Below are 6,882 nucleotides of genomic sequence, written 5' to 3'. Positions count from 1 at the left end.
TCTCGACCGTCGAGCTGACCAACGCCCTGGAGCAGGAGAAGTCCATCGGCAAACAAGGCCAGATCGCCCACAAGCTGATGTACGTCGACCTGGTGATCCTCGACGAACTGGGCTATCTGCCGTTCAGCCAGACCGGCGGTGCATTGCTGTTCCATCTGCTCTCAAAGCTATACGAGCACACGAGCGTCGCGATCACGACCAATCTCAGCTTCGGCGAGTGGGCGAGCGTGTTCGGGGACGCAAAGATGACGACGGCGCTGCTGGACCGCGTCACCCATCACTGCCACATCGTCGAAACGGGCAATGAATCGTGGCGCTTCAGGACCAGTTCTGCCAAGGCAAAGACAACAAGAAAAAGAGCGGCAAAACCAGCAGGTAACGAAGAGTTATCCACACCGGAATAGATGTACTACGCTGTCTCGGGGTGGGTCAGATTTAGATGAAATCGGTGGGTTAAGACTCGGTGGAAATCAACACCAGGACTCAAAAAACGTTCAGCTACGATCTACTTAGTCGCGTAATAAAAAGGTCCAAGATTTGGCAAGCACAGGAAGTACAAAATGAAAGTACGGTTAGAAACAGAGTCGCAAATGATCGCAGTCTACATCGAGACTCCGTACCGGAGCAGTCCGTGAATGGACTGGCATCCTTAGCGCGTACAACCAATTCCTGTCGTAAACGACATCGGCAGGTTAATTCCACAGATGGAGCGCCTGGATCGCCGAAAACCCTTGTGGCGGAAGGCAGCCAGAGTCGAACTGACCCGGGAGTGTCTGACACCCCCAACCGGGTTTGAAGCCCGGCCGTACCACCGGATACGAATGCCTTCCGTGGGAAAAAACCAAAAGAACGACGAGCGCCTACGCCTGTACACCCACCCAACCGCTGTCAGGCCGCAGGAAGTGAAGATCGCGGTGGAAGCGAGTATACCCAACCCGATCGAAGAATTCGAGAATCTGGATCGCACGCTTGCGGCCGAGCCCGGTCGCGTCGCGGAACGTCGCCGCATCGAGCCCGCCGCCGCGCGTCGGCGCGAGATTGGCAACCAGCCCGGCCAGTTCGCGCACGACATCCGCGTGATAGAACAGGTCGCGCACGACCTGATGCACGTCGCCGCGCCGCGCGAGCTTGCGCAGCAGCGTGCGCACGGCATCCTCGGCCGCACCCGTGTCGCGCGCCAGATCGCGGACCCACGGCGGATCGAAGCGCCCCGCATGAATCAGCGGCAGCAGTTGCTGCGCCAGCGCTTCCTCGCGCGCATCGAAACTCACCGCATGCGACGGCAGATGCAACCACGGCCCGCTTCGCGCGACCTCCCCGCCATCCACCAGCGCATCGACCAACGCGCGCCACGGCACATCGCCGACGAGCGGCGCCGCCATCCGTCGCAGGCGTGCCGCATCGAGTCCCTGCTCGTCCGGCACGCGCTCGTGATACGCGCGCAGCGTGTCGATCGCCCGCGCTTGCAGCGCATGCCAGTGCGCTCGCGCGATCACCGTGCCGTCGTTCGACGCACGCTCGCGCTGGCCGATCGCCAGGGCGTCGTCCGGCAACGCGAGCGCGTCGGGCGCGAAGCCCGTCAGGTGCGTGAGCATCGTGCGTGCGATACCGAGCGGCGCCTGCGCAAGCAGCGCATCGAGCCGCCCTTCGTCGAGCCATGCCGCGAGTGCGTCGAGCCATGCGCGACGCGCGGGCGTGCGGCGCTTGCGCGCGGGACCGAACGGGTCGAGCACGCGGCCGCCGCCGACGGTGCGCGTCGCCTGCGGATTGCGGACGATGAAGCGATCGCCCGGCAGCGCGAACACGGGTTCGTCGAACACCAGTTGCACGCGCATCTTTTGGCCGGCCGCGAGCGTATCGCCGTCGAGCAGCGCGACGTGCGCGACGCGATGCAGCGTGCCGAGATGCACGTGCAGCGGCGCCCAGTGCGTCAGCGTGAGCCCCGCATCGGCCAGCAGTGTCAGGTCGACGTCGAGACGCGGCGACGTCGCGACGAGCCGCGCGTCCGCGACGGTATCGCCACGCTCGACGTCCGCCTTGTCGACGCCGGCCAGGTTCAGCGCGCAGCGCTCGCCCGCGCGGCCCGCGCCGACCGGCCGGTTCTGCGCATGGATGCTGCGCACGCGCGCGGCGGCGCCAGTGCGCACGACCGCGAGCGTGTCGCCGGTCGCCACGCGGCCGGCGAACGCGGTACCCGTCACGACGGTGCCCTGCCCGGCGAGCGTGAACACGCGATCGACAGCGAGCCGGAACAGGCCGTCGTCGCGACGTGCGCGCCACGCCAGCGCCGCATCGGCGAGATGACGCTTCAATGCGGCGACGCCCGGATCGTCCTCGCGCGTCGCGCAGGTTTCGAAGATCGGCGCGCCATCGAGCGTCGTGCCGTGCAGCCACGCGGCGATCTCGTCGCGCACCGCCGACAGGCGTGCGGTGTCGACGCGATCGCACTTCGTCAGCGCGACCGCGCCATGCGTGACGCCGAGCAGTTGCAGGATCGCGAGATGCTCACGGGTCTGCGGCATCACGCCGTCGTCGGCGGCGACCACGAGCAGCGCGAAGTCGATTCCGCACGCGCCGGCCGCCATCGTATGAATCAGCTTCTCGTGGCCCGGTACGTCGATCAGGCCGAGCACGTCGCCGTTCTCGAGCGGCGTATATGCATAGCCGAGTTCGATCGAAATACCGCGCGCCTTCTCTTCCTTCAAGCGGTCGGTATCGACGCCCGTCAGCGCGCGCACCAGCGTGGTCTTGCCGTGGTCGATGTGCCCCGCGGTACCGACGATCATGCAGCCGGCCCCGCGACCTGCACGCATTGCGCGACGAATGCCGCTTCGTCTGCCGCTTCGAGGCAACGCAGGTCGAGCCGCAGCGCGTTGTCGGCGATGCGGCCGATCACCGGACGCGGCCATTCGCGCAGTTTCTTCTCGAGTTGCGCGAGCGCGCGGCCGCCGCGCTTGCCGTCCGGCGTGCGCACGACGAGTCCGGCGCTCGGCAACTGATCGATCGGCAGCGCACCGCTGCCGATCTGGCTGAACATCGGCTCGACCGTCACGTCGAAACCGCTGCCGAGCGCGGCCTGCAACGCCGGGCGCACGCGCTCGGCGGCCTCGGCGATATCGCGCTGCGGCCGCGTCAGCAAGCGCAACGTGGTGAGCCGCTCGCGCAGGAATTCCGGCGCGCGGTAGAGCCGCAGCACGGGTTCGAGCGCGGCGAGCGTCAGCTTGCCGACGCGCAGCGCGCGCTTGAGCGGATGTTTCTTGATCTTCGCGACGAGCGCGCGATCGCCGACGATCAGGCCGGCCTGCGGCCCACCGAGCAGCTTGTCGCCGCTGAACGTGACCACGTTCGCGCCGGCGGCGACGGTTTCCTGCACGGTCGTTTCGTGCGGCAGGCCCCACTGCGTCAGGTCGGCGAGCGTGCCGCTGCCGAGATCGACGGCGACCGGCAGCCCGTGCTCGCGCGCGAGCGGCGCGAGTTCGGCCAGCGTCACTTCCTTCGTGAAGCCGCTGATCGCGTAGTTGCTGCAGTGCACCTTCATCAGAATCGCCGTGCGCGGGCCGATCGCATCCGCGTAGTCGCGCAGATGGGTGCGGTTGGTCGTGCCGACCTCGCGCAGCTTCGCGCCCGCGCGGCTCATGATGTCGGGAATGCGAAATGCACCGCCGATCTCGACCAGCTCGCCGCGCGACACGATCACTTCGCGTTTCGGCGCAAGCGCGGACAGCGTCAGCAACACGGCCGCGGCATTGTTGTTGACGACGGTCGCGGCTTCCGCGCCGGTCAGTTCGCACAGCAGATCGTCGATCAGGTCGTCGCGATCGCCGCGGCGGCCGGTGGCGAGATCGAATTCGAGGTTGACGGGCTGGGTGAGCGCGTCGACCACCGCACGCACCGCGTCGTCGGGCAACAACGCGCGCCCGAGATTGGTGTGCAGCACGGTGCCCGTCAGATTGAACACCGGGCGCACGGTGCCCGCATTCTGTGCGGCCAGCGTGCTGGCGACGGCCGCGGCGATGCGCGGCTCGTCGAGCGGCTCGGCCGCCGACGGATCTTGCTGAGCGGCGGTGCGCCAGCGTTCGAGTTCGGCACGCACCGCGTTCAGCACGCGGGTGCGGCCATAGTCGGCGAGCAGCGGTTGCAGCGGCGCCGACGACAGCACGCGCTCTACCGACGGCACGCGCGCGAGGACGGCATTCAATTCATTCAAACCCGGTTCGGTCACGTAATAGTGGCTCCATTTCCATGCGCGGCAGGGCAGCCGGCACCGGCGCTCGCGCGCCCGCCCCGGCTGCCTGCCGTCACTCCGCTTCGCGCGACATGTCCGGCCACAGCAGCGGGTTCGGCGAACTGCGCTGGTAGCCGGCTTCGTTCATCAGCAGATCGAGCGTGAGGCTCGCGAGATCGTCCGCCAGCGGCTCGAACTCGTAGTCCTTCTCCTGGTAGCCGATCTTGCGATAGGTCTTGCATTCGTCGCACGACTCGGCCTTGACGGCTTCGCTGCCGCCCTCGATCCCGTGGTAGGCGATGCCCTTGGTCGAGTCGCAGTGCGAACATTTCGTGCGCACCATGTGCCACTCGGTCGTGCACAGCCCACACTGAAGGAAACGGTAGCCCTGGAACTGGCCGCCGACGCGCACGACGCTCGCGACCGGATGCGAGCCGCACACGGGGCACAGCCCCGGCTGGTCGAGATACGGGATGTCGGCCGGTGCGACGCGGCTCGCGAGATCGGTCCAGACGACCTGCAACGCGGCCATCAGGAACGGCGCGGTGGCCGGATCGACTTCGGCGAAGCGCAGCGCGAGGATCGCGTCGGCCTGTGCGTCGAGTTCGGCGGGCGCCATCAGGCGCAGCCGGTCGAGCAGCTTCGCGAGCGACGGATTGACGAGCCCGGCGCTTTCGACGCGGTCGAGCAGTTCGTACAGCACGGCCCGCCACTGCGGGTTGCGCTCGCCGTCGAGCGCCGGCACGAGCGGCATCGAATGCTGCTGCGCACGCGCGATCGCTTCGGGCGACGGCATCGGCAGGTTCAGCGCCTGCAGCGTCGCGTGCTGCGCATCGGCGACGGTCGCCATCAGCCGCAGGTAGCCGCTGATCGGGTTCAGGTCGGCGAGCTTGCGCAGCCGTGCGGCACGCGCGGCAAACACGGTGTCGCGCTCCGGCAGGCGAAAGCGCGGAATGGCCGAATGATCGAGCGTCGAGATCTCGGTCGGTTCGAGAATGCGTTGTGTCACGAAAATGTCATCCAAAAAAACAAGCGCCGACGGATCGGCGCTCTTCAGGCAGTCCCGGCGGCAGGCGGGACGGCGCGCCGCAATCGGCGTACCGCCCCGCTCCCGTGCGTTATTTCACGCTTTCACGGAACCACTTCGGGTGATGCTTGCGGGCCCAGCCCAGCGTGACGGTGCCGCGCACCATCGCCCCGATCGAGCCCTTCACCCACAACGCCGCGTAAATGTGCACGATGATGCTCGCGATCAGCACGAAGGCCGCCACGGCATGCACGACGGCCGCCGCGCGGATCATCCCGATCGGGAAGTAGAACGAGAAGTAGCGTCGCCAGATCACGATCCCCGACAGCAGGAGCAACAGCAGGCACGCCACCAACGTGAAGAATAGCAGCTTCTGTCCGGCGTTATAGCGCCCGACGGGCGGCAGCTTGTCTTCCTGGTTGGTCAGCACGTCATCGATCTGCTTCAGCCATTGCCGGTCATCCGCGTCGAGCACGTTGTGGTGCCAGAAGCGCACCACGAGAATCGCGAACGACACGAACATCACGAGACCGACGAACGGATGCAGGATCCGAGTCCACTGGCCGCCGCCGAACAGCGCGGTGAGCCAGAACATCGACGGATGGAACAGCGCGAGCCCGGACAGCGCGAGCAACACGAACGTGATCGCGGTGATCCAGTGGTTCGTGCGCTCGTTCGGCGTGTAGCGGACGATCAGGTTGGGGTCGTCGTGCTTCATTTTGCGTCCTCCTTGATGCGTCGCGCCTCGTCGCGGGCGGCGGCTTCCTCGTCCTCGCTGACCTCGTTCGGACCGACCCGGGTGTAGTGGAAGAACCCGGCCAGCGCGGTCAGCGCGAGCCCGGCGACCGCGAGCGGCTTCGCGATGCCCTTCCACAGCTTCACCATCGGGCTGATCGACGGATTGTCGGGCAGCCCGTGGTACAGCGACGGCTTGTCCGCGTGGTGCAGCACGTACATCACGTGCGTGCCGCCGACGCCCTGCGGGTCGTACAGCCCCGCATGCTCGAAGCCGCGTTCCTTCAGGTCCTCGATCCGCTCGGCCGCGTGCTGCTTCATGTCCTCCTTGGTACCGAACACGATCGCGCCCGTCGGGCAGGTCTTCACGCAAGCCGGTTCCTGGCCGACCGCGACACGGTCGGAACAGAGCGTGCATTTGTATGCGCGATGATCCTTCTTCGAGATCCGCGGAACGTTGAACGGGCAGCCGGTCACGCAATAGCCGCAACCGATGCAGTTCTCCTCGTGGAAATCGACGATCCCGTTGTTGTACTGCACGATCGCACCCGGCGACGGACACGCCTTCAGGCAGCCCGGATCCTCGCAATGCATGCAGCCGTCCTTGCGGATCAGCCACTCGAGGTCGCCTGCCGGGTTCTCGTATTCGGAGAACCGCATCACCGTCCACGAGTGCTCGGACAGGTCGGACGGATTGTCGTACACGCCGACGTTGGTGCCGACTTCGTCGCGCAGGTCGTTCCACTCCATGCATGCCGTCTGGCATGCCTTGCAGCCGATGCACTTCGATACGTCGATCAGCTTCGCGACGCTCCCGGTCACCGGTTCGCGCACTGTGGGCGGTGGCGTCGTGGTGGCCGAGACGCGCTTGATATCCAGCGATTGCAATGCCATC

General features: G+C 66.6%; 6 protein-coding genes and 1 tRNA gene. 1 reads left to right on the top strand and 6 read right to left on the bottom strand.

Features of this window, described 5'->3' with window-relative positions; all coding sequences use genetic code 11:
* Nucleotides 1-404, top strand: a 404-nt coding sequence (locus HWX22_RS11615) for an ATP-binding protein (RefSeq protein WP_175915675.1), incomplete at its 5' end; no start/stop codon positions are given.
* A 330-nt stretch (nucleotides 405-734) separates the two neighbouring features.
* Here the strand turns inward: HWX22_RS11615 and HWX22_RS11610 are convergent.
* The 6 genes from HWX22_RS11610 to fdxH all read right to left on the bottom strand — a co-directional run bounded on the left by HWX22_RS11610 (nucleotide 735) and on the right by fdxH (nucleotide 6,881).
* Nucleotides 735-830, bottom strand: a tRNA-Sec gene (locus HWX22_RS11610).
* A 30-nt stretch (nucleotides 831-860) separates the two neighbouring features.
* Nucleotides 861-2,786 (bottom strand): selenocysteine-specific translation elongation factor, encoded by a 1,926-nt coding sequence (gene selB, locus HWX22_RS11605; RefSeq protein ID WP_175915674.1) that lies wholly within the window; start codon nucleotides 2,784-2,786, stop codon nucleotides 861-863.
* On the bottom strand, nucleotides 2,783-4,222 hold the full coding sequence (gene selA, locus HWX22_RS11600) for an L-seryl-tRNA(Sec) selenium transferase (RefSeq protein ID WP_175915673.1): 1,440 nt from the start codon (nucleotides 4,220-4,222) through the stop codon (nucleotides 2,783-2,785). Before selA ends, selB begins: the two co-directional genes overlap by 4 nt.
* A 76-nt stretch (nucleotides 4,223-4,298) precedes the next feature.
* Nucleotides 4,299-5,234 carry a formate dehydrogenase accessory protein FdhE gene (gene fdhE / locus HWX22_RS11595; RefSeq protein WP_175906405.1) on the bottom strand — a complete coding sequence of 312 codons (936 nt, stop codon included), beginning with the start codon at nucleotides 5,232-5,234 and terminating at the stop codon, nucleotides 4,299-4,301.
* Nucleotides 5,235-5,343: 109 nt separating this feature from the next.
* Nucleotides 5,344-5,970, bottom strand: coding sequence for a formate dehydrogenase subunit gamma (locus HWX22_RS11590; protein WP_059524797.1), 627 nt, complete (start codon nucleotides 5,968-5,970; stop codon nucleotides 5,344-5,346).
* On the bottom strand, nucleotides 5,967-6,881 hold the full coding sequence (gene fdxH / locus HWX22_RS11585; RefSeq protein ID WP_059524795.1) for a formate dehydrogenase subunit beta: 915 nt from the start codon (nucleotides 6,879-6,881) through the stop codon (nucleotides 5,967-5,969). Before fdxH ends, HWX22_RS11590 begins: the two co-directional genes overlap by 4 nt.
* Nucleotide 6,882 lies beyond the last annotated feature (1 nt).

It is taken from the genome of Burkholderia sp. BCC1638, assembly GCF_902833195.1.
GTDB classification, from domain to species: domain Bacteria; phylum Pseudomonadota; class Gammaproteobacteria; order Burkholderiales; family Burkholderiaceae; genus Burkholderia; species Burkholderia diffusa.
This window is presented reverse-complemented; position numbering and strand designations above follow the sequence as displayed.

Excerpts from the sequence above, each read along its gene's own strand:
- selB (WP_175915674.1), bottom strand. The coding sequence starts at position 2,786 with ATGATCGTCGGTACCGCGGGGCACATCGACCACGGCAAGACCACGCTG.
- fdxH (WP_059524795.1), bottom strand. The coding sequence starts at position 6,881 with ATGGCATTGCAATCGCTGGATATCAAGCGCGTCTCGGCCACCACGACG.
- HWX22_RS11590 (WP_059524797.1), bottom strand. The coding sequence starts at position 5,970 with ATGAAGCACGACGACCCCAACCTGATCGTCCGCTACACGCCGAACGAG.